Genomic DNA, 23,879 nt, shown 5'->3' with positions numbered 1-23,879 from the left:
TGTTTGAAAAATAAGCAACATATCATATTTTAGACTTTCTGATAAAGTCGCTAAATGAAGTAAGTGGAGAAAACAGCTCGTTTTTCTTCATTGGCTTTTGTATTTTTGAAAGTAGCTGGCGAATACCAGCATAGGCGAATTCCCAGTTGCAAAAGAGATTTTATCTAAGTGAGAGGTGCTTTACCATCGCCTCTCACTTTTTGCGTTTCTTTAAGCAAATTCTCGTCTTTGTCTGATTGCAATATTATGTACTTTATTTTGCAGCACACAGTTCTTTCTTTATTGTTCGTTTGACGCTTGCATTTTTACTAGAAAGTATGTTTTTTTGTCAAAACAAATAGAGGCCCAAAAAGCCAACTTTCAATGACTTTTGGGCCAGCTCCATTATTTCAATGCTTGCTGCAAAAACTCAGGAAGCTTAAAGCATCCTTCGAGAATGGCTTGATTTACATATTTTGTATCTTTCGAAAAATTGTCCGACTTTACATCTTCATATTTTTTCGATCCGATTGTAAAGCTCCATAGTCCTCCCGGATATGTAGGAACAACAGCTGTGTATAGTTTTGTAATCGGGAATAAAGATTGAATATGGCTATAAGACCGTTTTAAAACATCCAAGTGGAAAACAGGCGATTGACTTTGGCATACCATGAGGCCATCGTCTTTTAACGCTTTATATAGGTTGGTATAAAAATCTTTTGAAAACAGCTGTTCTGCCGGTCCAATCGGGTCAGAAGAGTCAACAATGATCACATCGTATTCATTTTGTTTGTTTTCTACATATTTCACGCCGTCAATAAATAAGAAATTTACGCGCGGGTCGCTTAAGTTTCCTGACACTTCAGGCAGATGCTCCTTGCATGCGGAAACGACAAGCTCGTCAATTTCCACCATATCGATTTCCTTCACTGAATCATATTTGCATACTTCTCTGGCAACACCGCAGTCTCCGCCGCCGATGATCAGCACTTTTTCCGGATTTGGGTGGAGATTGAGCGGGACATGGGAAATCATTTCATTATATATATGCCCATCAATAGAAGTGGTTTGCACAACTCCATCTAGCACTAGCATGCGGCCAAAATCATATGAATCCAATACCATAACATGTTGAAAAGGGGATTGCTTTGAAAAAAGCACTTCTTTGATTCTATAGCTGATTTTTAAATTTTCTCTTTCATCTTCTGTTAACCATAAATCGCCGTTTATTGTTTGCAAATATTGATTGTCCATCTGCAGGCCCTCCTTGTGCTCAAAAATTCCTTACTTATTGTAACAAGTTTGTTATGAAAAGTGAATGAAGCAGACAAGTTTGTCAATAAGGAAAAAATCAAATATGATAAAAAAAGCAAGATCATTATCTTTCAATAAGGAGCGATAGGAGTTGAATATACCGGTCTCAAGCATAATAGGAAAATTGGAGGAGGAACTGAAAAAGGCAAAGGCAGCAGGAACACCTCATGATCTAAAAGCCCGGCTTCTTGTCATCCGTTCTTTATGTGATGTTATTTTGGATCAACAAGAGGAAAATTATGATTTTTCAGCTATTCAAGAGCCAAAAAGCGAAAGTGAAATAACTCCATTAGAGCTGGAAAAAATGATCGGAAATGCAAACAGCAAAACGCTGACAATGAAAGAACGTTTGTTGGTCGAAGACGATGCAAATGGAGAATCTATTTTTGATTTCTAACAAAATCTTGTCATCTGTAAAATCTTCATTTAAAAAAAACGGACGATAAGGTAAGATGAAGGGAAAAGGGGTGAAGATTATGAAAATATTTTTCATTCTTGGAGCCGTCGGTGCTTTTTTGTCTGTAGCTTTAGGAGCATTCGGCGCCCATGGTTTGGAAGGGAAAATTCCGCAAAAATATTTGGAGACATGGCAAACAGGTGTACAATATCAAATGTTCCATTCGATAGGCCTTTTTGTCACGGCTCTGTTTTTGCAGCAGCATCCGCAGGCAGGCTATGCAAATTGGGCCGGGTGGCTGATGCTCATCGGTATTCTCCTGTTTTCCGGAAGCCTGTATATATTAAGTGTGACGCAGATCAAAGTGTTAGGTGCAATTACGCCGCTTGGAGGCATTTCATTTTTAATTGCATGGGTTCTTCTTGCTGTTGCTGCAGTTAAATATATGTAAATATAAACGTCTGTCTACTATATCGGGACAGGCGTTTTTTTGTGCAAAGAAATGAAAGGGTGACCTTCTTAACCGATTCAAAGGTCATAGCCAGAGCTTTATCCAAAAATGTGTCCCGTTCATTTTGGCTCCTAGCTTCCTAATGATAGAAGATTCAGTGTGAATGCAATGTTTTTTTGTTCAACATACTGTCAAAAAGTACTATGGAAAATGTGATTTTTTTCACAGATTGACTAACGTAAGCTAAACTACAATTTTTTTAAAAGAAGAAAAGGTGGTGTTATGGGTGGCAAAAGAATTCATCTCCGATAAAAAAGAGCAGGAAATTGCTCAAAAGAAAGAATATTCGTTATTTGGCACTTTTTTATCCGTTCTTATGCTGGCTCTTTTTTTAATACTTTCTTGGTTTGGAGTTTACTACTTATTTATTCAACGATTATAAAGGAGGGGGATCATCTTGCATTTGCACAGACTTGAAAAGGTTTGGCTATTAATAGGTATAGGTACGCTTGTGATGTTTTTAACAATCGTGGGCATCAGTGCATTTGCACAAGGTCATCATCCGCCGAGTGATCTGACCACATTGGATCCGCAAAAAGTAGACACGACAGAGCCGTTTAATCAACCAGGCTTAAAGAAAATTGGAGACAACGAATACGAACTTGTTATAGTTTCTCAAGCTTTTGCCTTTATGCCGAATGACATAAAAATACCGGAGGGAGCAAAAGTTCATATTATCGTGACAAGCAAAGATGTTGTTCATGGCCTTGAAATCGTTGGCACAAATGTAAACATGATGGTGACCCCGGGACATGTGAATTCGCTTACACATACATTCCATAAACCCGGCAGCTATTTAATAATTTGCAACGAATATTGCGGTACTGGGCACCAAATGATGAGCACGAAAATTGAGGTGACAAAAGCATGAAAAATACAGCGCTTCACCCAAACGATGGAAAGCTGGCGCTCGCCCATATTGCAGTTGGTTATATTGCATTGTTTTTAGGAGCGATTGCCGGGTTATTGCAGGCTTTTGTTAGAAGCGGAACGCTTGAGCTTCCGGCAGGGATCGGGTATTATCAGCTTTTGACTGCTCATGGCGTTTTGTTGGCACTTGTTTTTACAACATTTTTTATCATTGGTTTTTTATATGCTTCCATGAGTCGGACGACAGGTGATTTAACTCCGTTTGCCAAAAAGGCGGGTTGGATCGGCTTTTGGCTTATGACGATTGGAACAGCGATTACAACGGTTATGATCTTATTAAATAAAGCGACCGTTCTATACACTTTTTATGCACCACTTAAAGCATCGCCATGGTTTTATATCGGTCTGACGCTTGTTGTAGTCGGCAGCTGGGTAAGCGGAGCTGGCATGTTTAGCCAATACGCTGTCTGGAAAAAGAAAAATGAAGGAAAACCGTCTCCTCTATTAAGCTTTATGGCAGTTGCCACAATGATTTTATGGATCATAGCAACATTGGGCGTAGCAGTAACGGTATTATTCCAGTTTATTCCTTGGTCCTTCGGGTTAGTCGATAAAATCAATGTGCTGTTAAGCAGAACACTTTTTTGGTATTTTGGCCATCCATTAGTGTATTTCTGGTTATTGCCTGCCTATATGTGCTGGTACGTCATCATTCCAAAAATAATAGGCGGGAAAATTTTCAGCGATTCGCTTGCAAGACTGGCGTTTGTACTGTTTGTTCTTTTTTCCATCCCAGTCGGCTTCCATCATCAAATACTAGAGTCTGGGATCACTCCGTTTTGGAAGTTTTTGCAAATTGTGTTGACGTTTATGGTCATTGTTCCATCTTTAATGACAGCTTTCGCTTTGTTTGCAACATTTGAAATAAGCGGAAGAGAAAAAGGGGCCAGCGGACTGTTTGGCTGGGTGAAAAAGCTTCCGTGGACAGATGTTCGCTTTTTTGCACCGTTTATGGGAATGCTCGTTTTTATTCCTGGCGGAGCAGGCGGAATCATTAATGCAAGTAACCAAATGAACCAAGTCGTTCATAACACTTTATGGGTAACAGGACATTTCCATTTAACAGTGGCCACCACTGTAGCGTTGACGTTTTTTGGTATTTCCTATTGGTTGGTTCCTCATTTAACAGGCAGAACGTTAACACCGCGATTAAATAAATTAGGGATCATTCAAACCGTTTTCTGGTGCATCGGTATGTTCCTAATGTCAGGAGCCATGCATACAGTTGGTCTGTTTGGAGCTCCTCGGCGGACCGCTTATACAACATATGGAGACCATCCGCAGGCGTTGGAATGGATGTCTTATCAAACTATCATGGCGGTTGGCGGAGCCATCTTATTCGTTGCCATTTTGATGATTCTTTATATTGTTATAAATTTGGCAGTGGCTGCTCCAAAAGGAACGGAAGAATTTCCAGTTGGTGAAGTTCATGAAGATGCGGAAAAAACGCCATTGCTTCTAGAAAATTGGAAAATTTGGATCGGTCTGTCTGTTGTGCTAATTGTAATCGCTTATACAGTACCGGTCATCGATATCATTGAAAATGCACCAAGTTCACCGGGATTTAAATTCTGGTAGAAGAAACTGGGCGTGGAATTTTCACGCCCGGTTTTTTTATTGCTATGGGTGTGGAAAATGCCCTAGATGAAATGGGGGAGGTAATCGGAAATTTTTTCTGAATCTCGATTATACGTTTTAAGTCGAAGGGAAAATAAGAAAGCTTTATTGGCCGTTTTTGAAATTTAAGTGCTTTTATTTATATAAGTAAGATCGAAATGAAAATAAAAGCTCATAGAAAAGCTGAATAACCTTGCTTCATTAAAGAAGCAAGGCTGCTTAGACTTCTGTCCTGCTTAGACTTCTGTCTATTTGACAAGGAAGCTAGACAAGGGCAGGGCGCTGTTCAAGAAATTATAAAGCGTCTTGCAGCATTCCTACCGGCCTCTCTCTGTCTAGCGTTTTTCTTATCTTGGTGGATAAGAAGCGAGACTTTGAGGGGATGTATATACGATTTCCTCATCGAAAGTGACGTAATTCAAAAAAACCATCAGCAATAAATATCGCCTTCCTGTTTGCGGGTCGCTTAAAATGAGATGATCTCTTCCGGCAGCTTCAATGACGCCGCGAAATACTTTCGCCGGCCATTCAGGATTGTTTTCAAAGGTCATGTATACGGTGGCCAATTTCCCTTTATTTAAGCGCAAAATGTTTTCGACATAGGATTCTTCAAGCGGAAGCATTCCGGGTACAGCTTGACCGCTGGTGCCGCTTGGTTGAGCTGAGGGAGGGGCGCCGATAACAGACCCGCTGGGCGCGTAAAATCCGTACGGATAGGTTGGCTGTACAGGAGTAACTGCAGGAACTGGATACCCCTGCTGCTGCCGTTGGTTCTGTTTTTTGTTGCTCATGTTCAACCTCCTAAAATCTGTATACGCTTGGGCAAGCAGATTGTGCAGGAAAATAAAAACAATGGGATTTATATCGACCTGAGTTATATTGGTTATACCATGTAGCAGGGCAATCGCCATATGGCTTAAAAAACCACAAAGCGGTTTCTGCAGGATTGTAGCGGTTTCCTCTCAAAACTTTTCTTGCTAAGTCTATTTCATTTTGCCTTGCAGCCTGATAAAAATATCCTTTCTGCGTGGCTTCAAAGCCTCCAGGACTTTGGAACACCATACTGCGAACGGTGCGTATATCCCTAAAGTCTAAACAATCTGCAAGGACACGGTTGACACCGACATTGCCTACTAGAAGCATGCCTAAATCTCCGTCTCCTTCTGCTTCAGCTCTCATCAATCTGGCCAATAGCTTTACATCTTCTTCAGTATGTGGGAATTACAGCCATTTTTTCACCTGCCTTTTTTTAAAAGACATTGCCTAAATAGTAATCTTTCATTCCAATGTATGACGACGAAGTCTTTTTTATGACATTCGGAAAAATTCCCATTCCGACATCATTTGTTCTGTAAAAGAAAAAAAGAAGCTTATAAAGTATGAGGGGCTGTCTAATAATAAGTCGATTTTCCGGCTTATAGACGTCTCTTTAATGTTTTAGAAACGCTGATATATCAATGCTTATGATATTTTATTTTCAGTGGATTTTAACTTTCTGGACAGCCCCATATTTTGAGAAGTGGCATGAATGGCAGCATATGTATTCATCCATGGCGCTTGGCATGGTGCATGGTGTTGGGAAAAGTCACCCCATTGCTTGAAAAAGCCGGACACACCGTTTATGCGATTGATTTACCCGGTCACGGTTCAGATCAGACACCAATTTCACAAGTTTCGCTAAAGAGCTATACTGACAAAGCATGTTCCATTTTAGATGATGCTGAAGAATCGGTTTACCTTGTCGGGCATAGTATGGGAGGTATCGTTGTCTCGCAGAGCGCAGAATACAGATTTGAAAAAGTTAAGGCACTCATATATGTAAGCGCTTTTTTGCAGGAGAAGCTATGACAGATATAATTCCTGCTATATAGAAGCTCAAGTCTCATCTAATATGATTTTATTTGAAGAAGAAGGTGTTGCTGCCTTGAGAGAGGAAAGCTTACCAGGATGTTTTTTATGAGGGCTGTGACGACGCTGATGCGGACACAGCGAAATCACTTCTAAATCCTTAAGCACTAAATGTTCTTTCAACGAAATTAAGCCTTACAGAGGAAAATTCGGCAGTGTTCCAAAATACTATATTGAATGTCTGCACGTCAACGCCATTACCATCCAGTGTCAATGGGCAATGTATTCAGCTAATCCATGTGAGCATGTGTAACTTTGGATACAGACCATTCGCCATTTTACTCAAGACCAAATGAGTTAGCAGCGATATTGCGATAATTCATGAGAACCATTAAATAAAATAGGACTAGAAAATTCATTTGCCGCAAGAGAAAAACTCAATTTCATAGAGTATCTCTAGGCGCAGCTCCGGGTATGAAGCTTGCCTTTCAAATTCGGCTGCGCCTGCGCATGACAAGCTGTCTCGCCCATTCTTTCCATTGAAATTTTTCTTCAAATCTCCCGTACTTTTATTTTTTGCATGTGAAGAAAGAGATAAATCGTGATTTATTACACTTCCTGTATAGTATGACATTTTTTCTTGCACATTAAGCATGCAGCTAGATTGCTTGCTTACTATTGGTAGGTCTTCAGCAGAAAAAACCAGTACTGAAAGCAGTACTGGTTTATACATGTAAAAATGCTGCAATTTTTTCAGGATGCAAAATGTTGCCGACAAAGAAAGAGCCAAATTCGCCGTATCTGGCGCTTACTTCATCAAAACGCATTTCATATACGAGCTTTTTAAACTGCAAAACATCATCAGAGAAGAGCGTGACGCCCCATTCCCAGTCATCAAATCCGACAGAACCGGTAATAATTTGTTTTACTTTATCTCCGTACTTGCGGCCGATAAGTCCGTGGCTTCTCATGAGGCTCCGGCGCTCTTCCATCGGCAGCATATACCAATTGTCATTGCCTTGACGGCGTTTATCCATCGGATAGAAGCAAACATATTTTGATTTCGGCAAAATAGGATATAGTCTAGATCGGATATATGGATTTTGATACGGATCTTCATCATTTCCGCCGCCTACGTAGCTGCTCAATTCCACAACGGAAACATATGAATAGGCAGGGCTTGTATATTCAGCCAGTTTTGTTTTATTAAATTCCGTTTCAATTTCATTCAATTCTTCCATCGTTGGCCGGAGAATCATGATCATCAAATCTGCTTTTTGTCCAACGATCGTATATAAAGCGTGGCTGCCTTGTTGGTCTTTTTCCACTGCACTCCATTTTTCTAACAAATTCAGAAATTCATGAATAGCTTCCTGGCGTTCATCGCTAGATAAAGTTTTCCAAGCGCTCCAATCGATCGAGCGGAAATCGTGCAAACAATACCAACCATCGAGCGTTTCAACGGCTTCATTTGAACGAACTTCTTCACTCATTTTCGTCACCTCTCATATTGGCTATGTACAAGTTTACTATACCACAGTTTAGGGGAGAATATCCGGGTAAAACAGTATGACAATTATGTGACAGAAAGAAGTGCTGTTGAAAGCGCTATGATGAAATTTTTCATTTTAAATTTAAGAGCAGGTGGGGTATGCTAAAAGTGAATGGAACAATTCATGTTAAAAGAATGTTTTAAGATTAAGGAGGCTGACTTTGTTTTGGCAGACATTTTTGCAGCATTGAAAAATAAAATATCGGGAAAAAATATTAAAATTGTTTTTCCTGAAGGATTGGATGAGCGAATTTTAACAGCAGTTTCCCGATTAACAGAGGAAAATTTGTTACAGCCCATTTTAATTGGGGATGAAACAGAAATTGAAGAAAAAGCAAAGAGTTTAAATATTTCTGTTGCAGGTGCAAAAATATATAATCCTGCCAATTACAGTGGAATAGAAGAGCTTGTTCAAAGCTTTGTTGAACGCCGTAATGGAAAGGTGACAGAAGAAGAAGCACGGAAGCTTCTTTTGGATGAAAATTATTTTGGCACGATACTTGTTTATAAAGGGGAAGCGGACGGGCTTGTGAGCGGTGCGGCACATTCAACCGCAGATACAGTGCGGCCGGCTCTTCAAATCATTAAAACGAAACAAAACGTGAAAAAAACATCAGGCGTATTCGTCATGGTTCGTGGTGAGGAAAAATATATATTTGCTGATTGCGCGATCAACATCGCTCCAACCAGTCAGGAGTTAGCAGAGATCGCTATTGAAAGCGCGAAAACGGCAAAAATGTTTGATATCGACCCTCGCGTTGCTATGCTCAGCTTCTCGACAAAAGGTTCAGCAACATCCCAGGAAACAGAAAAAGTGGCAAAAGCAGTTGAATTGGCAAAAGAAATGGCTCCGGACTTAATATTGGACGGAGAGTTTCAATTTGATGCAGCTTTCGTGCCGTCTGTTGCGGAAAAGAAAGCGCCGGGATCTGTAATTAAAGGCGATGCCAATGTATTTATATTCCCGAGCCTTGAAGCTGGAAACATCGGCTATAAAATTGCACAGAGACTTGGAAACTTTGAAGCGATCGGACCGATTCTCCAAGGATTGAATGCTCCAGTGAACGATCTATCTCGCGGCTGCAACGCTGAAGATGTATATAAATTAGCGATAATCACAGCCCTTCAGGCGCTTGCATAAACAAAAAGCAGGGAATTTTCCATCAAAAATTCCCTGCTTTTCACATTTTTTGCTGAATCAACAACACCTTCCGCTTCTAAACAGAAAGGCTTTGCTTTAATTCATCGCTTGAGCGCTCCCACATGCCTTCATCATGGTTTCGAAGAAAATCGGAAAGAACTTTTTTCGAGCTTTCATCCATGTGGTCGACAATGATGTTCCGTTTTAGCGATTTATCCATGCGGTTTACGTGTTCAGGCAATGATTTATAACCTCGTCTTGCCTCGCGATCAACAGTCATATAACAGGCAGCAACCCCGGCATAATATGGCCCATCTTCTTTTCTGTCAATTGTTACCCATACAAGCCAATACGGTTTTCCGTTCGGAACGTCTTCTTTCACATGAGTAAATTTAATGCCGCGTTCTACCTGGCTTCTTGCATGCATTGCGCCGATATCTACAAATGCCGTTTTTTCCTCGATGTCAATGAAGACAGGGGAAACATTTTCCAGGCTAAGGGTGCCTGCTCCAAAGCCGCGATGGCCGTCAGTTGGATCGTTTTTAATAATTTGGAACTCGACCTTTTTCTTTTTTTCTGTCATGTAAACATCCCTCCTTTAAAAGAACGGTTGTAAAACGAAATGAAAAAGAGTGATAACGGCTCGGCTTCCCCAATTAAATATCGGATGAATAATATATTGATCCAAAGGGGTGATAACAATAATTAAAAAAATAAGCACTCCGTAATTTTCATATTGAGTAAGCTTGGCGCGGATGTCCGGCGGGGCTAAATCTTCAATGATGCGATAACCGTCAAGCGGCGGAAACGGCAATAAATTAAAGATAAACAACATAATATTTAATGATATAAGAATATTAAAAAATTGTTCAACCATTCTGGCTCCATCATAAGATAAGCCAGCAAATAATCCAAACGAAAAGAGAAAGTTCAGCAGCAAAAAAGCGAGAAAGGCAATGAATAAATTGCTCAATGGACCAGCTACAGATACTAATACCCCGGATAAGCGGGGATTTTTAAAATAGAAACGATTCACCGGAACGGGTTTTGCCCAACCAAACCCTGCCAAAAATATTAAAAGAGTACCGATCGGATCTAAATGGGAGATCGGATTAAGGGTCAGCCTCCCTTGATTTTTCGCTGTCGGATCTCCGAACTTATAGGCAACAAATGCATGTGAAAATTCATGGATAGTGAAGCCGACGATCAAAGCAATAATGACAAACGGTATAACTTCTAAATCGTAATATAAAAACGGCAAAAATGCGCCCTCCTATTCTAACGATTTCCTTTGCTTACAGTATACTATAAAAAGGTTGAAATACATAAAAAGGATTTTCTTCATTTTTTTAGGGGAAAATTCAGCTGATTTTTGCACTGAATTTGTGATCTTGCAATCGTTGAATAAATTGATAAGCTTCCTCCACTTCCTCATCCGTATAACGCTGCTTTTTTTTGAGCGTGAATACTTTTTCCTTCACTTCTTCCTTGTCCAAATGATCAAAATATAAAATGGTTGATACAAGTTCTAAAAAACGTGCTGATTGGGCGTTTAATTCATTTATGCAATTCTGCAGTTCGGGCATGTCCAAATCGTAATGGCTTAAAAATTCCTGCCCCGACTTTGTAAGGGAATATTTGTATTGATAATAGCCGCCTTTTTTTTCTTTTACTTCATTGATAAAGCCCATGTTGCAAAGCTCTTCAATGCGAAGCGTCAACTCTTCTGAATACGGCCCGTAAAAATGGAATTCGTATTTTTCATAAAAGGGATAATTAAGTTTTTTTGCTATAAATATAATTTTTTGCAGTTTTTTTCGTCCGATGATCTCTTTCGAAGCGGACAGCACTTTCATTAATTTTGCGTGTTCGGTTAACACACCCTTCATCTCCTCACCTACAGAATAAATCCATCTTTGTCAGTTAGCTGCAAAATTTCTAAAATTTGTTTTTTCAAGTTTCGTTTCTCCGAGAAATCTTTTAAAAAATCAAGAGGAAAATATAATTTATGATCCGTTCTCCGCTTTCCGGTAATGGCGTCCACAATTTCCGACTCTCTTGAAAGCTCCCGTATTTCCCCGTTTGGCATGAGCAAATGGATCGGCAGCCGTTCTTCTTCCTCGCCCGGTCGGTAAAAATCGTACGGAAGATCTGAAGACGAGTCGACAACAAGATAATATTCCGGATCAATGCCTGCTTTTTTGAACAAATTTGTTAGTTCAATCAGCTTCATCAATTGTTCATTGGACGGTTGAAACTCCACATATTTAAACAGGCGCCTGTTTATAAATCTGTTGCACAGATCGCTTAAAATCGGATCCTTTTCCTTTTGCCATTCTTGGAAATAATAAAGGATGATGGATTCGTCTAATTTTAAATAATCTTCGACTGTGACATCTCCTTTGAAAATCGAATAAAAATGGACTGGATCTGCTTGGAATGAATAATTATTTTCATACAGAGCTTTTGCTCGATGGAGAATTTTGGACAAAATGACTTCAGCGCTTCTCGTTACTGGATGAAAATATACTTGCCAGTACATTTGATATCGGCTCATAATATAATCTTCGACAGCATGCATGCCGCTGTATTTAATGACGACTTGATCCTCTCTCGGCCTCATCACGCGCAAAATGCGTTCCATGTCAAAATGGCCGTACTGAACGCCTGTGTAAAAAGCATCTCGTTGCAAATAATCCATTCGGTCGGCGTCAATTTGGCTGGAAATTAAGCTGATAACCTGCTTATTTTTGTATGTTTTCGCAATGACCTCTGCCACTTTTTTCGGGAATTCCGCCCCTGCATTTGAGAGAACACGGTTTATTTCTGTATTTCCTAAAATAATGGCTTGGGTAAAATCTTCGTGATCCAGATGGAAGACCTTTTCAAACGAATGAGAAAAGGGACCGTGTCCGACATCGTGCAAAAGGGCAGCGCATAAACTTAGCAGCCTCTCATCTTCGTTCCATTCCGGTCTCCCGCGAAATACGTCATCAACAATTCGGCGGACGATCTCATAAACGCCTAATGAGTGGTTGAATCGGCTATGCTCCGCACCGTGAAAAGTTAAAAAAGTTGTCCCGAGCTGGCGGATGCGGCGCAGCCGTTGAAATTCTTTTGTCCCGATCAAATCCCAAATGATTTTATCGCGAACGTGGATGTAACGGTGAACCGGGTCTTTAAAAACTTTTTCTTCTGGCAGCTTTTCACTTGCATAGGTCATTTTCTTCCCTCTTCCGTTTTGACATGATTATATTATAACTTGTTTAAATTCAGGTGAACACCTCGTTTTTCAAAGTGCGGCTCTAAACAGACACAAAGGAATGTCGTTCAACAACCTTAAATAAAAAACCGCCTCAGGAAGCATTCATTCCTTAAAAGGCGGTTTCTTATTTTTTAAGCTTTGCTTTCACTTTTTCTATTAACTCTTCTTCCGTTAACGCAGCGACCGGACGGTTGTTCACAAATACAAACGTTTTCTTTCTTCCGGGCCCGCAGTACGATTGGCAGCCGATTTCAATTTTAGCATCGGGATCCAAATTCTTTAATTTCGGAATAAGCGATTTTAAATTTGGCGCTTTACAATCGTCGCATACACGGAACTCATTTTCCATCCTTTTGAACAATCCTTTCTTCATGAATAAGCACTATCGGGTAGTATACCTTGTCTTTTTTTTGAAATCAAGTACAGCGCTTTTCTGTAAAAATCTACTATCCTTGTATATATTTTTAATCTTTTGGGAAAAATGATGCTAGAACAAATAGTATTATTCAAGAATAAGGGAGTTGAGAGTGAATGAAAACAAGACAGGATGCTTGGACAGAAGAAAACGATCTGCTATTAGCAGAAACCGTTTTGCGGCATGTCCGTGAAGGAAGCACGCAATTAAACGCTTTTGAAGAAGTTGGTGATAAGCTGAACCGCACGTCGGCCGCCTGTGGCTTCCGCTGGAACGCCGTTGTGCGCCATAAGTATGAAAAAGCTTTGCAGCTTGCAAAAAAACAGAGAAAGCAGAAAATGAGAGCGCTTGGGAAAGGCCAGACTGCAAAGAAGCGATTGCTTTATACGCCGCCTGAAGCGTCGCCTGGTGATTTTACTGAAGTAAATGCGGTGCAAAATTCAAAGAGTTATAATCATCCAGAGCTTGCAGCCAATTCAAAAGTGGAGCTGACAATGGATAGTGTAATTGAATTTTTAAGAACTTACCAAGGGAACAGCGAACATATCGAGGCTTTGCAGCAAGAAAACGAGCGTTTGAAAAAAGAAAATGAAGAACTGATTAAGAAAAACGAAGAGTTGGAGAAGAAGGTTGCCAAGCTTGAGGAAGAATCGAAAACAGTTCAAGAAGACTATGAAACACTTATGAAGATTATGAACCGCGCTCGAAAGCTAGTTCTCTTTGAGGAAGAAGAACGTCCGACAACAACGTTTAAAATGGATCGAAACGGCAATCTGGAAAAAATGGCGGAATAGCGGAAGACGCTCCGCCTGCGTCTTTTAAAGGACAAAGGGCGGCAGCCTGATCTTATTCAATATTATTTTGAATAATAGCCATCAGTAGCGTTGCATAAAAAAATTTAATGTTTGTCAAGCTCAATAAAAATTCCAGTTATTTCATGTAACTGAATATTCAGACATACAATCTTTCTAAGCAAGCTTAAAAGGACAATGACGTCTTAATCGGCAGTCCATTTCCACAATTTGGTAATATATTACAGAAACATTGGATCATAAACTAAATCGTCTAGGTGTTCCACCTCCCCTTCTTCAAATTGGTACACGATGGTTTCAAAATCTTTTTCCCAATGGTATTTTTTCCGACCGTTGGACGTTCGAATTGGCTTTTTAAAAAGGGAGCGAACAAAACAGTCAAAACCTTTAAAAAGCAGATTCTGTAAAGTTCGCTTGATCTCTAATAAAGGACCATCGTGATTCACTTTTAATTGGAGCATGGCCTGTAAGCAATAGGTGATTAGGGCGATCCAAATTTGATTGTAAACGGCATTTTGACTTTTTCCATAAAATCTTTTTATCTTAAGGTGCTGTTTCATCCATTTAAAGAAGGTCTCTATCTTCCAGCGATATCGGTATAAATCTGCAATCTCTTCCGCAGAAAGATCAAAGCAATTGGTTATGATGATCACGGGATTCCCTTCGCTGTCGACCGTTTCGATCAATCGGAGAGGATGAGTCATTTTGGTATGATTACGGTCATTTCCTAAAATGACAATCTGATCCCTATAAATCAAACGTTCTGGATTGGGAATCCGTTCCGATAAAACTTCAATCTCTGCGTTCTTTTTAAGCCGGGTAATGAATCGCACCCCTTCTCGGCATAAGCGGTCGAACTGTTTGTAATCGACATACCCTCGATCAAACAAGTAAATCGCATTTGGATCGATTTCAATGAGTTCGTCCATCTGTGTGCGATCGGCATGTTTCGCGGGTAAGATAATCCCTTGATCCGGAACAGTGATATCCTTCGTTACAACAACCTTTAAATGGAGTCGAACACCAGCCTTTGTCTTACGAAAAGTTGCCCATGGATATTGGCTCAAACTCATGCTCATCGTGGTAGAATCAATGACCAGAAGACGACCAATGTTTCGGATGATCGGGGCATTTTTCATTTGCCCTTGGATCTTTAAGACCAGATATTTAAATACTTTTTCAAACAGTTGAGGGGATAATTGGCCTAATTTGCGAGAAAGTTGCGAAGTACTAATTGCATCAAATTCCAGATATGTCTGCAACTCTTCCTTGTCTTTCAAATGTTTGGCCAATTTTGTTAAGCTTTCCAATTCGTTTAACTGAGCGATGATACAAAGTTGTAAAAACTTATACGCCGTTAATTTTTTAATGTATTTGTCAACGTCAATCACATTAATTAGTTTTGAAAAAGTTATTGGATCGATCTCTTTAAATAGTTCATTTATTGTGGATTCTGTGGTATTCTTATCCATAATGGTTTCTCCTTATTCTTAGGATTTGGATAGGACTGCCAATCCTAATTATAAGGAGTTTTTTTATATCCAAAAAGATGAAATTTAACATAAAATTGGGCTTGACAAATTAAAATTAACTTAATGCAATGCTACTGAATAGCCATACAAAAAATAAAAAGGGATTGCGGCATTAGCCGCAACGTCCGAAAGTAGCAGGCATTCGCCAGCTACTTCAAACAAACATACGAAATCAAGTAGAGAAACGGTTTGTTTTTCTCTGCTTGATTTATTTTTTAGCACTTATTTAGTGTTTATTGCTGGATAAAAAGGTCAAACACAAACCCGTAATCTTTTAAATTGTATTGCTTTTTCGCATTCATCAGCCAATTGAACGCAATATCGTTAATTTCTTTAAATTGCTCGGAAATATTGCTTTCATTTATGCGGTTGTTGGTGAAAACAGAGGCGGCCATTTGCAGGCTTTGTTTTGCATACTCCATATAATTGTCATGATCGTTTGAAATTTCTTCTATTTTAATCAACGCTTTATACAAATCTTTTAGCTCTTCTAGATGTTTTTTATGAACATCAATGGAAAAAGGCGTGTTTCCAATTTGGAATTTGATTTCTACATCTAAATCAATAGTCCCTGCCGTTTCAAGCACAACGTTTGAAATGCGGTGGGCATAGTAGTCATACCGCTTTAAAGTTCGTTTTTTGCTGACAGCGCTTGTGCCGTCAACGTGGATTAACGCTTTGTTTGTGAAACAATACTCGTCGGTTTTCGACTTAATGAGGAAGTAGATTTTTTCCCCATCCTCATGCATGACATAATCATCCGCGTCCACTTTATCATAATCCTCCGGCTTGATCACCGTGCCGATATCACTTAATCCTAAAACATCAGAAGCTACTTTTTTAAACATAACATTCTCCCTTCCCGATTTACATATTAGGCAAAAATTTTTCATTCCGCTCTATCATTCTTATGAAGTTTGCTTCATACAATTCCAGTTCAAAGTCGGTTAAATTGGAGGAATAAATGCGGCCGCTCAAATGTTGTAAAGCTGCAAAAAGGTCGTGCACCACATCCTGGACGGTTAACTTCACCTTTAATAATTCATGTAAAGACGCCATCGTGCTCGGATTTACGTTTGGGTACTTGAAATGTTCGGCTTGTCCTTTTGTCGCCTTGTCATAAAACTGTTTAATCTCGTTTGCGCGCGCTGCTCCGCTTCCTGTGATGCATAAATAAATTTGAACCGCTACGCCTCTCTTAAGACGGCGCTGAGAAATGCCGGCAAATTTTTTGCCGTGAATGCTGAGATCGTAGCTCCCGGGACAATATGAACCGACAATTTCTCCTGCTTCGACTTCTGCACCATACGGTTTCAAGATGAAACAGATTAAATCCTTCATCGCATCATAACCGCGGTTAATGTCAATTCCTTTTTCCTTTTCCGGTAAAATGATCGATACGTTTAAAATCCCTTCATCCAAAACAACAGCCAACCCGCCGGAATTTCGAACGATGACTTTATATCCTTGTTTTTTTAAAAAATCTACTCCATCTTTTAAAAACGGGGCTCTTGTATCTTGAATGCCGAGAACAATCGTATCATGATGCACCCAAGTGCGGACTGTCGTGGGGGACATGCCGCTCCCGACTGTCGTGCACAACGTATCATCGTAAGCGAATGATTGCTTGGCATCAAAAAAGAGTCCTAAGCTTGAATGATCGATGATTCTCCATTCCGGCTGTTTTAATAATTCGTTCATTGCTGTGATAATCCTTTCAGTCGTGTGTTTTAAGCATGAAAAGGATAGTAGAAATCGGCTATTTCGTTTATGTTTCCTCAGATTTTTCGCTGAAGCTTTCGAAAAATATAAGAGCTGTAACATACATGTAATCGGTCGATTTCTACAAGGACTGGCCTCTTGTTATGACATCTGAAATATATATCGTCCTTTTTTATAGTATATCATAGGAGCTGCATCTTCTTTGAAAAATAAATAAGGGCTTGCGTCAAGACTATGCGCAAACCCTTATTTTGCCTATATGTCTAAAACCACGGCATGAGCCTTCTCCATAATGGTTTATCCTTTTTTTTCCGCCCGCTGTTTTTCGGCTCTTCCATATTGTCGCGGTGCTCCATACAATATTTTGTTGGTTCCGTGCCTTTCACATAATACGCAAGGCGGGAGACGGGACAATCTTTCGTCGCTAAAAGCCCGTTTTCCGGATTGACATAAACGCCGACAACTCCTGCAGGCGGCTTAAATTGTTTTACAGGTTCATGTTTCAACGCTTCTTCCATAAAGCCGGCCCAAATTTTTTTCGAATAGGCTCGTTCCTCGACCATGTCAATCGTCTTTCCTTTGTCATAACCTGTCCATACACCTGCTACGAGCTGCGGGGCAAATCCAATCATCCAGCTGTCAGTCTTTGTCGTCCCGGATTTCCCCGCAAAAGGCCTTGATAGTTGATCGATAATGTTTTCCCCTGTAACAGTTGTATAACTGTTTAGCTTTCGATCAAACATGCCGGTCATTAAATGTGCGGTGATAAAGGCTGTTTGTTCATTTAGAATTTGCTCCTTTTCAACATTTGCCTCATATAAGACTTTTCCATTTTTATCAATGATTTTACGGACAAATATCGGTTTTATTTTTTGACCGCCGTTCGCTAAAATGCCGTAAGCGTTCATGAGATCGAGCGGCCTTACGGGAGAAGTTCCTAAAGCTAGTGACGGAACCATTTTAAAATTTTCTCCGATTCCAAAAAGCTTTCCCATTTTTATTAATTGATCCATACCGATAAACATATGGGTTTTAACAGCATAAATATTGTCGGACAAAGCAAGGGCTTCTATTAATGTAATTTCATCATTTGCGTAGTAGCCATTGTAGTTGCCCGGGGAATACGTGTTTGTTCCATTTTGAAAATGGAACGTTGTCGGCTCGCTTTTCAGCGTTGTGGACGGCGTAAATCCATTTTCCAAGGCTGCATAATATAGAAACGGCTTAATCGTTGAACCAGGCTGACGTTTTGCCTGAGTCATGCGGTTAAAAGGGCTCTCTTTATAATTCCGTCCGCCGATTAGAGCTTTTACCTCGCCTGTTTTCGGATCGATTGCCGAGAAGGCAACTTGGATATCCGAGTCTTTCCTCATGACTTTTTCTACGGTCGATTCAGCAATTTTTTGCAGATTTGGATCAAGAGTAGTAAAAATTTTCAGACCGGCTGTTTCAATTAATTGGTGGTCCTGCAATATTTCTTTTACTTCTTTCATAACCTCATCTTGAAAATAGGGGGCAAACTTTTCTGTTTTGGTGTTTTCGTTCGTTTTGAACGTTAATTTTTCCTTTGCAGCCAGTTCACTTTCTTTTTTTGTAATTAACCCTTGTTTGACCATTGTCTGCAAAATCATCTCTTGTCTTTTTTTTGATAAATCATAGTTCACCATCGGTGAATAGGAGTACGGTCCTTTCGGAATGCCGGCAAGTAGAGCGGCTTCGGCGAGCGTCAAGTCCTTTGCCTTTTTGCCGAAGTAATAACGGGAGGCCGCCTCGACCCCGTAGGCTCCGTGTCCATAATATATTGTATTTAAATAGCCTTCTAAAATTTTTTCTTTCGAGTAGTTCATCTCGAGCCGAATGGTATAAAAAGCTTCTGTCATTTTCCGAGCCCACGTTTTTTCAAATCCAAGATATAAATTTCTTGCGTATTGCTGGGTGATTGTGCTGGCTCCCTGCACCTTTGCCATCGCTTTGAGATCGGCAACGGCAGCACCTGCTATTCGTTTAAAATCAAAACCGTGATGATCATAAAAATTTTTGTCCTCAATAGCGATTGTCGCATTGATTAAATAGGGTGAAATTTCATCAAGTTCCACCCAAAAACGGCGGCCGCCGTGATGCTCCTCACCGATTTTCGTTCCGTTGCTTGCGTACAATACAGTTGATTGCGGCACAACAATGGAAGGAGCGCCTTGTACTTTAGCCGCAATCAAAACAACCGCAATACAAATAGCTGCCGCAGCAAAAACAAAAAAATGAATAAAAAATAATGCCCGGATTGTTTTGATGGTAAGACGAATGCCTTTTGGCGTCATCGCTTCCATTCCCATCACCTCTTAAGCCCGTTCGTTTTGTTATTCAGTATGAGGTGATTCGCAAGTTTTTAAACTTCCACCTATGAAAAATGAAATTTATTCTTTGCAATTTTGATAGATTCCACTATACTTTTTTTGAGGTTTACGTGTTGTCTGTTCAAATTAGGGAAAGATATTGGAAAAACATATGAAAGGAAGATTAAATTTTGGGAGGACTTTGGTATACAGAAAAACAGACAGAACATTTCGGGATTACGATGAAAATTAAACGCACTTTACATACAGAACAGACCGAATTCCAAAAATTGGAGGTAGTGGAGACAGAAGAATTCGGCAACATGCTTTTCTTGGATGGAATGGTAATGACATCGCAAAAAGACGAATTTGTCTACCATGAAATGATGGCCCATGTACCGTTGTTTACTCATCCGAAGCCAGAATATGTGCTAGTTGTCGGAGGAGGAGACGGAGGCGTTATCCGTGAAGTGCTGAAGCATCCAAGTGTAAAAAAAGTAACACTTGCAGAAATTGACGGCAAAGTGATCGAGTATTCAAAAAAATACTTGCCGGAAATTGCCGGAAAACTAGATGATCCACGCGTTGAAGTGAAAGTTGGCGACGGCTTTATGCACATTGCACAAAGCGAAAATCAATATGACTGCATTATGGTTGATTCAACCGAGCCTGTCGGTCCTGCGGTCAACCTCTTTACAAAAGGGTTTTATGCAGGAATATCCAAAGCTTTGAAGGAGGACGGCGTTTTTGTCGCGCAAACGGATAATCCTTGGTTTAAGGCAGATTTGATAAAAAATGTCTATCATGATGTGAAAGAGATTTTCCCGATTACAAGGCTATATACTGCAAACATCCCGACATATCCTAGCGGGCTGTGGACATTCACGATCGGATCGAAGAAATATGATCCAATTGAGGTAAGTGACGATCGTTTCTTTGACTTGGATTCTAAATATTATACGAAAGAAATTCATAAAGCTGCATTCGCTTTACCGAAGTTTGTTTCCGAAATAATTAAATAGCCTTTAGGAAAACTGAACAAAAAGCGAATAGCATAATACAGTTTAAGCAAGAGGGATCAGCCTCTTGCTTTTTCAGACAGGAGGGTGATGTCCATGCGATTTGATGAAGCTTATTCAGGAAATGTTTTTATTAGAAGCCATCCAAGCTTTGAGGAAAGTGAAGCAGTCATTTATGGAATGCCGATGGATTGGACAGTCAGCTACCGGCCAGGCTCCCGTTTCGGTCCGGCCCGCATTCGGGAGGTTTCCATCGGGTTGGAAGAATACAGTCCTTATTTAGATCGTGAGCTTGGGGATGTAAAATATTTTGATGCAGGCGATATTCCTCTTCCGTTTGGAAATGCAAAGCGGAGCATTGAGTTGATTGAAGAGTTTGTGGACAAAATTTTAAAAGCGGATAAATTTCCTCTCGGAATTGGAGGAGAGCACCTTGTAACATGGCCTGTCATTAAAGCGATGCATAAAAAATATCCAAATTTAGCGGTCATTCATATCGATGCGCATACAGATTTGCGCGAGCATTATGAAGGCGAGCCTCTGTCTCATGCCACTCCGATCCGGAAAGCAAGCGATTTGATTGGCCCGGAAAATATTTTTTCATTCGGCATCCGATCTGGGATGAAGGAGGAGTTTGAATGGGCGAAAGAGGCTGGACTTTACATTGCCAAATTTGAAGTGCTCGAGCCGCTCAAAAAGATTCTTCCGAAACTTTCACAAAGACCTGTATATGTTACGATTGACATCGATGTGCTGGATCCTGCTCACGCGCCGGGAACCGGAACAGTCGATGCTGGCGGCATTACATCAAAAGAGCTGCTTGCTTCTATACATGAAATTGCCCGTTCTGATGTGAAAGTTGTCGGCGCTGATTTAGTTGAAGTCGCACCTGTATATGACCATTCAGAACAAACAGCGAATACAGCGAGCAAATTGATTCGCGAAATGTTATTAGGCTGGGTGGCAAAAAGAAAGTAAAGTCATTTTTCTGCCATAGTGCTTCTGCTATGGCTTTTTATTATTCAAAAGCTGAACAGCTTGGATCGAGCGTCAAGCGGCAGGCAGGCCAATATAAAGCTTTTAACAGCAAATGATTTCCACTAAAATATAGAATAAATCCCTAAAAAGGATGATATAAAGACATGCGCGTACCTGTTCAAATTTATGTTCAAAACAAGATTTTTCAAAATCAAACAGAAGAAGAGCGGATTGAATTTTATACAACCGGGGAATTTTTCAAAAAGCAGCACACTTTTTATTTGGTTTATGATGAGATTCAAGATGATGAAACCGTTAAGACGTTAATCAAAATCAGCGAAAAGGAAACGACTCTCATACGTTCCGGAGGCATTCGCTTAAGACAGCGCTTCAAGCAGGGACAAAAAACGTATGCCAATTATGAAACACCGTACGGGACGCTGAAGCTCGCAGCAGAGACAAAATCGCTTATCTGGCATACAGATGAAGAAAAACATGGTACACTTAGCATAGAATATTTGCTCGAAATAAATGGAGATACCCCTCGTTTACACAGTTTAAGCATTCAATTTAAGAAGGAGGAGCATTGAATGAACATTGTAGATGAAGTAAAGGAGCAGCTGAAACAAGAAATAAAAAATGCTGTATTGAAAGCAAACATCGCAGAAGAGGAGCAAATTCCGGAAGTTATTTTAGAGGTGCCGAAAGAAAAAGCACACGGCGATTACTCAACAAACATGGCCATGCAGCTTGCTCGCATAGCTAAAAAAGCGCCTCGGGCGATTGCAGAGGAAATTGTTCAACATTTTGATCGAGCGAAAGCATCCATTGAAAAAATTGATATTGCTGGTCCGGGCTTTATTAATTTTTTCATGAATAATGAATATTTAACTAAGTTGATTCCAGCCATTATTCAAGCGGGTGACAAATACGGCGAATCAAATGTTGGGGAAGGTAAAAAAATCCAAGTGGAGTTCGTTTCTGCAAACCCGACGGGAGATCTTCACTTAGGGCATGCGCGCGGAGCAGCATTCGGCGACTCTCTTTGCAACATTTTAGAAAAAGCGGGGTATGATGTAACCCGGGAATATTATATTAATGACGCTGGAAATCAGATTCACAATTTAGCTCTGTCCGTAGAGGCAAGATATTTAGAAGCGCTTGGAAAAGAAGCGGAAATGCCTGAAGACGGGTACTATGGACAAGATATTATGGAAATCGGAAAAAAAATTGCTGATGAATATGGCGACAGTCTGCTTGAAAAAAGCGAAGAAGAACGGCTGCAATTTTTCCGTGACCTCGGTCTGAAATATGAGCTTGAAAAAATTAGAAAAGACCTCGAAGAATTTCGCGTTTCCTTCGATGTTTGGTATTCTGAGACATCCCTATACAAAAGTGGCAAAATTGATGAGGCGCTCGACATGCTTCGGAAAAACGGCCACATTTATGAACAAGACGGGGCAACATGGTTCCGCTCTACTGCATTTGGCGATGATAAAGATAGAGTGTTGATTAAGAAGGATGGGTCTTATACGTATTTAACACCAGATATTGCTTATCATAAAGATAAATTGGATCGCGGCTTTGATAAGCTGATAAACATTTGGGGCGCGGATCATCATGGCTATATACCGAGAATGAAAGCAGCCATTCAGGCGCTGGGGTATGATCAAAATGTTCTTGAAGTGGAAATTATGCAAATGGTCAGCCTCTTTAAAAACGGCGAAAAAGTGAAAATGTCAAAACGTACTGGCAAGGCTGTCACGATGAGAGAATTGATCGAAGAAGTCGGCTTGGATGCCGTTCGTTACTTTTTTGCTATGAGAAGCGGCGACTCGCATATGGATTTTGACTTGGATTTGGCTGTATCGGAATCAAATGAAAATCCTGTCTATTACGCACAATACGCTCATGCGCGTGTATGCAGCATTCTCCGCCAAGGAAACGAGCAAGGCCTGTCTTACAATGCAAACGAAAGCGATCTTTTGAATGAAATTCAATCTGAGAAAGAAATAGAGCTGTTAAAAAAGCTTGGTGAATTCCCTGGCGTTGTCGCTGAAGCCGCAGAGAAAAGAATTCCGCATCGGATTACGAATTACATTTTTGAGCTGGCATCTGTGCTACACAGCTTCTACAATGCAGAAAAGGTGCTTGATGCAAGCAATGAAATGAAATCTAAGGCGCGGCTTGCTCTTATGAAAGCAACGCAAATCACGCTGAAAAATGCCCTTACCTTAATTGGCGTTTCCGCTCCTGAAAAAATGTAACGAATTTAGATGTGGGAAATGATTCGAGTAAAAGGGAAATAGGAATGCTTTCCGATTTCAACCTAATCGCACCTCATTTTCTAGGATGTTAAAACGAAGAGAGCAGAAAAAGCCTTTTTTCAACAAGTTATTGTGTGAAAAAGGGCTTTTTGCTTTTTTGTTTGCATATAACTGAAGGAGACATGCTATTTATTTTCCGACAGCTGTGCTGTTTGTTGAGTTATAACCCCTTTTGTATTTTGTTTATGAT

26 protein-coding genes are annotated in these 23,879 nt (G+C 40.2%); 12 read left to right on the top strand and 14 right to left on the bottom strand.

All coding sequences use genetic code 11. From position 1 onward, the window contains the following. Positions 1–384 precede the first annotated feature (384 nt). The gene (gene speE / locus NSU02_RS18960) at positions 385–1,233 is read right to left on the bottom strand and encodes a polyamine aminopropyltransferase (RefSeq protein WP_094244739.1); all 849 of its coding nucleotides are present in this window, start codon (positions 1,231–1,233) and stop codon (positions 385–387) included. A 151-nt stretch (positions 1,234–1,384) separates the two neighbouring features. On the opposite strand from speE (NSU02_RS18960), the gene NSU02_RS18955 reads away from it, so the two are divergent. From NSU02_RS18955 to NSU02_RS18935, 5 genes are all read left to right on the top strand, one after another. Further along, positions 1,385–1,690: a YwdI family protein gene (locus tag NSU02_RS18955; RefSeq protein ID WP_339193613.1), complete on the top strand. Its 306-nt coding sequence runs from the start codon at positions 1,385–1,387 to the stop codon at positions 1,688–1,690. A 79-nt stretch (positions 1,691–1,769) separates the two neighbouring features. Further along, positions 1,770–2,141 carry a DUF423 domain-containing protein gene (locus tag NSU02_RS18950; protein WP_063389063.1) on the top strand — a complete coding sequence of 124 codons (372 nt, stop codon included), beginning with the start codon at positions 1,770–1,772 and terminating at the stop codon, positions 2,139–2,141. Positions 2,142–2,466: 325 nt separating this feature from the next. Further along, the gene (locus tag NSU02_RS18945; RefSeq protein WP_232515720.1) at positions 2,467–2,583 is read left to right on the top strand and encodes a cytochrome c oxidase subunit 2A; all 117 of its coding nucleotides are present in this window, start codon (positions 2,467–2,469) and stop codon (positions 2,581–2,583) included. A 15-nt stretch (positions 2,584–2,598) separates the two neighbouring features. Beyond that, positions 2,599–3,072, top strand: a complete 474-nt coding sequence (locus NSU02_RS18940) for a cytochrome c oxidase subunit II (RefSeq protein WP_063389062.1) — start codon at positions 2,599–2,601, stop codon at positions 3,070–3,072. Next, positions 3,069–4,709 (top strand): b(o/a)3-type cytochrome-c oxidase subunit 1, encoded by a 1,641-nt coding sequence (locus NSU02_RS18935; RefSeq protein WP_094244736.1) that lies wholly within the window; start codon positions 3,069–3,071, stop codon positions 4,707–4,709. Before NSU02_RS18940 ends, NSU02_RS18935 begins: the two co-directional genes overlap by 4 nt. Before the next feature lie 386 nt (positions 4,710–5,095). Here NSU02_RS18935 and gerQ read toward each other — a convergent pair whose 3' ends face one another. Next, a complete protein-coding gene (gerQ, locus tag NSU02_RS18930) occupies positions 5,096–5,539 on the bottom strand; it encodes a spore coat protein GerQ (RefSeq protein ID WP_063389060.1) in 444 nt (147 codons plus the stop codon). 10 nt (positions 5,540–5,549) lie between these two features. Then, a complete protein-coding gene (locus NSU02_RS18925) occupies positions 5,550–5,927 on the bottom strand; it encodes a cell wall hydrolase (RefSeq protein ID WP_066251518.1) in 378 nt (125 codons plus the stop codon). 345 nt (positions 5,928–6,272) lie between these two features. On the opposite strand from NSU02_RS18925, the gene NSU02_RS18920 reads away from it, so the two are divergent. Next, positions 6,273–6,596, top strand: coding sequence for an alpha/beta fold hydrolase (locus tag NSU02_RS18920; protein ID WP_082829609.1), 324 nt, complete (start codon positions 6,273–6,275; stop codon positions 6,594–6,596). Positions 6,597–7,011: 415 nt separating this feature from the next. Here the strand turns inward: NSU02_RS18920 and NSU02_RS18915 are convergent, their stop codons facing one another. Both NSU02_RS18915 and hemQ read right to left on the bottom strand, forming a co-directional pair. Further along, complete coding sequence (locus NSU02_RS18915) at positions 7,012–7,329, bottom strand: hypothetical protein (protein ID WP_066251356.1); 318 nt, start codon at positions 7,327–7,329, stop codon at positions 7,012–7,014. Next, positions 7,322–8,089 carry a hydrogen peroxide-dependent heme synthase gene (gene hemQ, locus NSU02_RS18910; RefSeq protein WP_063389059.1) on the bottom strand — a complete coding sequence of 256 codons (768 nt, stop codon included), beginning with the start codon at positions 8,087–8,089 and terminating at the stop codon, positions 7,322–7,324. The genes NSU02_RS18915 and hemQ overlap by 8 nt, the downstream gene beginning before the upstream one ends. Positions 8,090–8,314: 225 nt before the next feature. Here hemQ and pta point away from each other — a divergent pair, with 225 nt between their 5' ends. Continuing rightward, a complete protein-coding gene (gene pta, locus NSU02_RS18905) occupies positions 8,315–9,289 on the top strand; it encodes a phosphate acetyltransferase (protein ID WP_066251515.1) in 975 nt (324 codons plus the stop codon). A 76-nt stretch (positions 9,290–9,365) separates the two neighbouring features. On the opposite strand, the gene NSU02_RS18900 is transcribed toward pta, so the two are convergent. From NSU02_RS18900 to NSU02_RS18880, 5 genes are all read right to left on the bottom strand, one after another. Further along, a complete protein-coding gene (locus tag NSU02_RS18900) occupies positions 9,366–9,872 on the bottom strand; it encodes a YwhD family protein (RefSeq protein ID WP_063389058.1) in 507 nt (168 codons plus the stop codon). A gap of 15 nt (positions 9,873–9,887) precedes the next feature. Further along, entirely contained in the window at positions 9,888–10,550 is a 663-nt protein-coding gene (locus NSU02_RS18895) for a site-2 protease family protein (RefSeq protein WP_130156419.1), read from the bottom strand. A 100-nt stretch (positions 10,551–10,650) separates the two neighbouring features. Then, a complete protein-coding gene (locus NSU02_RS18890) occupies positions 10,651–11,169 on the bottom strand; it encodes a YwgA family protein (protein WP_063389056.1) in 519 nt (172 codons plus the stop codon). Between the two features lie 17 nt (positions 11,170–11,186). After that, positions 11,187–12,512, bottom strand: coding sequence for an HD domain-containing protein (locus NSU02_RS18885; RefSeq protein WP_063389055.1), 1,326 nt, complete (start codon positions 12,510–12,512; stop codon positions 11,187–11,189). A 166-nt stretch (positions 12,513–12,678) separates the two neighbouring features. Further along, on the bottom strand, positions 12,679–12,903 hold the full coding sequence (locus tag NSU02_RS18880; protein ID WP_339193608.1) for a DUF1450 domain-containing protein: 225 nt from the start codon (positions 12,901–12,903) through the stop codon (positions 12,679–12,681). A 182-nt stretch (positions 12,904–13,085) separates the two neighbouring features. On the opposite strand from NSU02_RS18880, the gene NSU02_RS18875 reads away from it, so the two are divergent. Continuing rightward, positions 13,086–13,763 carry an RsfA family transcriptional regulator gene (locus NSU02_RS18875; protein ID WP_063389053.1) on the top strand — a complete coding sequence of 226 codons (678 nt, stop codon included), beginning with the start codon at positions 13,086–13,088 and terminating at the stop codon, positions 13,761–13,763. Positions 13,764–14,002: 239 nt separating this feature from the next. Here the strand turns inward: NSU02_RS18875 and NSU02_RS18870 are convergent, their stop codons facing one another. The 4 genes from NSU02_RS18870 to NSU02_RS18855 form a co-directional block, all read right to left on the bottom strand. Then, the gene (locus tag NSU02_RS18870; protein ID WP_339192832.1) at positions 14,003–15,253 is read right to left on the bottom strand and encodes an IS4 family transposase; all 1,251 of its coding nucleotides are present in this window, start codon (positions 15,251–15,253) and stop codon (positions 14,003–14,005) included. Positions 15,254–15,546: 293 nt separating this feature from the next. Continuing rightward, positions 15,547–16,161, bottom strand: a complete 615-nt coding sequence (locus tag NSU02_RS18865; RefSeq protein WP_094244730.1) for a PH domain-containing protein — start codon at positions 16,159–16,161, stop codon at positions 15,547–15,549. A 19-nt stretch (positions 16,162–16,180) separates the two neighbouring features. Further along, on the bottom strand, positions 16,181–17,014 hold the full coding sequence (locus NSU02_RS18860) for a lipoate--protein ligase family protein (RefSeq protein ID WP_339193605.1): 834 nt from the start codon (positions 17,012–17,014) through the stop codon (positions 16,181–16,183). Between the two features lie 284 nt (positions 17,015–17,298). Beyond that, complete coding sequence (locus NSU02_RS18855) at positions 17,299–19,359, bottom strand: PBP1A family penicillin-binding protein (RefSeq protein ID WP_339193603.1); 2,061 nt, start codon at positions 19,357–19,359, stop codon at positions 17,299–17,301. Between the two features lie 197 nt (positions 19,360–19,556). Between NSU02_RS18855 and speE (NSU02_RS18850) the strand changes: the two genes are divergently transcribed. From speE (NSU02_RS18850) to argS, 4 genes are all read left to right on the top strand, one after another. Next, entirely contained in the window at positions 19,557–20,387 is an 831-nt protein-coding gene (gene speE / locus NSU02_RS18850; RefSeq protein ID WP_082829608.1) for a polyamine aminopropyltransferase, read from the top strand. A 93-nt stretch (positions 20,388–20,480) separates the two neighbouring features. After that, the gene (gene speB / locus NSU02_RS18845) at positions 20,481–21,362 is read left to right on the top strand and encodes an agmatinase (protein WP_063389049.1); all 882 of its coding nucleotides are present in this window, start codon (positions 20,481–20,483) and stop codon (positions 21,360–21,362) included. A 164-nt stretch (positions 21,363–21,526) separates the two neighbouring features. Then, positions 21,527–21,952: a DUF1934 domain-containing protein gene (locus tag NSU02_RS18840; protein ID WP_063389048.1), complete on the top strand. Its 426-nt coding sequence runs from the start codon at positions 21,527–21,529 to the stop codon at positions 21,950–21,952. After that, positions 21,953–23,629, top strand: coding sequence for an arginine--tRNA ligase (gene argS / locus NSU02_RS18835; protein ID WP_339193600.1), 1,677 nt, complete (start codon positions 21,953–21,955; stop codon positions 23,627–23,629). It begins immediately after the preceding gene. Positions 23,630–23,879 lie beyond the last annotated feature (250 nt).

The organism is Aeribacillus sp. FSL W8-0870 (assembly GCF_037963755.1).
Lineage (GTDB): Bacteria > Bacillota > Bacilli > Bacillales > Aeribacillaceae > Aeribacillus > Aeribacillus composti.
Note: the sequence above shows the minus strand (reverse complement) of the source record. Positions and strands in the feature narration are given on the sequence as shown.